Source organism: Mesorhizobium sp. M7A.F.Ca.US.006.04.2.1, from assembly GCF_004022915.1.
Lineage (GTDB): Bacteria > Pseudomonadota > Alphaproteobacteria > Rhizobiales > Rhizobiaceae > Mesorhizobium > Mesorhizobium ciceri.
In genome coordinates, this window is record NZ_RZQA01000887.1 from 1 (window position 1) to 2,499 (window position 2,499).

Annotated in this window: 4 protein-coding genes and 1 pseudogene; 3 read left to right on the forward strand and 2 right to left on the reverse strand. The window is 58.6% G+C overall.

The window, feature by feature from the left end; all coding sequences use genetic code 11:
• Together EN925_RS31685 and EN925_RS31690 are read left to right on the forward strand one after the other, a co-directional pair.
• Positions 1-300, forward strand: a pseudogene (locus EN925_RS31685) (NADPH-dependent oxidoreductase); the annotation flags it as partial.
• Between the two features lie 156 nt (positions 301-456).
• On the forward strand, positions 457-621 hold the full coding sequence (locus tag EN925_RS31690) for a DUF3309 family protein (protein WP_013531546.1): 165 nt from the start codon (positions 457-459) through the stop codon (positions 619-621).
• A 128-nt stretch (positions 622-749) separates the two neighbouring features.
• Here the strand turns inward: EN925_RS31690 and EN925_RS31695 are convergent, their stop codons facing one another.
• The gene (locus EN925_RS31695; protein ID WP_127368729.1) at positions 750-1,532 is read right to left on the reverse strand and encodes a DUF1236 domain-containing protein; all 783 of its coding nucleotides are present in this window, start codon (positions 1,530-1,532) and stop codon (positions 750-752) included.
• 193 nt (positions 1,533-1,725) lie between these two features.
• Between EN925_RS31695 and EN925_RS31700 the strand changes: the two genes are divergently transcribed.
• The gene (locus tag EN925_RS31700) at positions 1,726-2,178 is read left to right on the forward strand and encodes a membrane protein (RefSeq protein ID WP_013531548.1); all 453 of its coding nucleotides are present in this window, start codon (positions 1,726-1,728) and stop codon (positions 2,176-2,178) included.
• On the opposite strand, the gene EN925_RS39880 is transcribed toward EN925_RS31700, so the two are convergent.
• Positions 2,147-2,499 (reverse strand): hypothetical protein (locus tag EN925_RS39880; protein WP_164894520.1); only part of this gene is annotated, 353 nt, incomplete at its 5' end. The genes EN925_RS31700 and EN925_RS39880 overlap by 32 nt on opposite strands.

Here is a 2,499-nt window from a genome sequence, read left to right on the forward strand (position 1 = left end):
ACGGATGACAGAGGGCGAATGCCGGCAGCAGGAAAGGTGGCCCTGGTGGCCATCGTCGGTAATGAGGACGGTGCGCATCACTGCCACGCGGAATGCTTTCAGGCATTGAACGATGTCGGCTTCACCATCCCGGCCAATGGCGGGGTCTACTGGGTTGGCGAGGCGATGGAGGACGTCAACTATGTCGACCTGCCGGCAACTCCGGAAAAAGTCTCGGGTGCGATCGAAATGGCAGCCTCAAACGCCGCCCATCTCGCTGGATTGCTGAAAGACCGGGGCTACTCGGGCGTCTCGGGATGACCTTTGTTCGCCTAAACAACTTTGAGCGGCCAGACCTTGCAGCGTCGATGAGGTCTCAATCGGGAACAGGAAGGCTTGTAGCGAGTTCATATTCTCATCAGCCGGCGACCGCCGCTCCGTCTACACGGCGCGAAGCCGCAAACAGGAGAGCAAGTCATGGGTCTCGGCACAATTCTTATCATCATTCTGATTATCGCATTGCTTGGCGGCTTTAGTGGACTTGGCGGCGGGCCATTCTACGGCACCGGCTATTACGGGGGCGGCGGCCTCGGTCTTCTGCTGCTTATAGTCATAATCCTGGTCGTGCTCGGGCGTCTCTAGCCGAGTCTGCCATGCGGTGGCAGATTGTATCACCTGCCGCTTGCGGTTCTCTTCGGAGTTGCTTTGAATCCATAGCAGTCCGGCAATGACGGTCCGCCCTCTGGAGGGCGGACCACTCGTCGGACATATCAGGTCAAAATCAGCACGATCTTGAACGTATCCGGATCAACGATGACGATCCGACCGTCCGCAAGCACGAAATACTCGTAGCTTTCGTAAGCGGGAACGATCTTGACGATACGAGCCGGCAGCCGATGCAGCCTGACCTTGTGCCGCGGAACTTCGACGCCGACGCTGATGTCAAAATTGACATTGGACACAGGCTCGACCTTCGTCTCCCGGATAATCTGAGTGACTTGGGTTTTCTGCTCCACCGTCACGTTGTTGATGGAACCGGTCGACGTCGTATCCTGTGTCGAGGCCTTGCCCTGGGCCTGCTGGTCGGTGGTGGTGCCGGTCTTGCCCTGAGCCTGCTCGTCGGTCTGCATCTTGGTCTTGCCCTGGGCCTGCTGGTCGGTGGTGGTGCCGGCCTTGCCCTGAGCCTGCTCGTCGGTCTGCATCTTGGTCTTGCCCTGAGCCTGCTCGTCGGTCTTCAGCTTGGCTTTGCCCTGGGCCTGCTGGTCGGTGGTGCTGGCCTTGCCCTGAGCCTGCTCATCGGTCTTCAGCTTGGCCTTGCCCTGGGCCTGCTGGTCGGTGGTGGTGCCGGCCTTGCCCTGAGCCTGCTCGTCGGTCTTCAGCTTGGCTTTGCCCTGGGCCTGCTCGCCCATCTTGGAGCCGTTCTGGCAGTCAGCCTGCCCGGAAGCGCAGTTGGCGTCTGCGCCAGATTGGCTTTCGGTCTGTTGTGTCTGAGCCACCGCCGTTCCACAGCCGAGCCCGATGGCCAGCATGCTGGTAATGAGAACACGTTTCATGGGAAATCTCCCTGGGTAAGGTTCGTCCCTTCACTGGGTAGAACCAGCACCCAAAAAAAATGTTCCGAGATAGATGCGTGAGTGCTAAAAAACGACCCCGCTTGAGATCATACGATCGCGGGCGGAAGCCGCCGTTAAAGCGACCTTTTCAACCTTGGCGATTGCCCTAGCTGTCTCCTGAGAGGAGACCGACATGGCAATCTATAGTCTGAGAGTGGTCAGCTTCATTTTCGTTGCACTGGCTTTCGCTCCGGCCGCCGCGCATTTCTTCGCCATGTTCAACAAGATGAAGCTCGACGGGCCAAACTATCTGGCTGCGCAGCGCGCCTATGATGGATGGAGCCTGTTCGGCATCGTGGTGCTGGGAGCATTGCTCTCCACGGCCGCCCTGGCGATCCTGCTCTATCGAGCGAGCGCATCTTTCGGCTTGGTTGTTGTCGCCTTTCTAAGCATCGGCGCCACGCAGTTTGCCTTCTGGACGCTGACCTATCCAATCAATCAGGCGACCCGGAACTGGACTGTCCTCCCTGAAAACTGGGAGCTGCTGCGGCGCCAATGGGAGTATTCGCATGCCATCGCCGCAGGCCTCAACGCCTTGGCGTTGCTGGTGCTTTTCATATCGGCGCTTCGCCCTGCGGTGCGTTGAACGACCACGTCGTCACCAGCACGGCCAGCGGGCAGGAACCACCATGAAGCGGAATCATTGAAACGCCAGATGTCCCAGCGCGGCAGGAAAAATGAAACGGTACTATTTTGATCTTCAAAACGGTGACGGCGCGGTACCCGACGATGACGGGCAGCTGTTCGAATCCCGGGAACAAGCCAGAGCGGAAGCAATTCGTATTTTGCAGGATGTCGCCCAAGACGAAATGCCCGACTGCGATTTCGTCAAGATAACCGTCAAGGTACGCGATGAGATCGGTGCGCAGATGTTTGAGGCGTCGCTTGTTCTGACCTCCGGATGGAG

Bases quoted from the DNA above. Each gene is read 5' to 3' on its own strand.
- EN925_RS31690 (WP_013531546.1), top strand. From the start codon at position 457: ATGGGTCTCGGCACAATTCTTATCATCATTCTGATTATCGCATTGCTT.
- EN925_RS31695 (WP_127368729.1), bottom strand. From the start codon at position 1,532: ATGAAACGTGTTCTCATTACCAGCATGCTGGCCATCGGGCTCGGCTGT.
- EN925_RS31700 (WP_013531548.1), top strand. From the start codon at position 1,726: ATGGCAATCTATAGTCTGAGAGTGGTCAGCTTCATTTTCGTTGCACTG.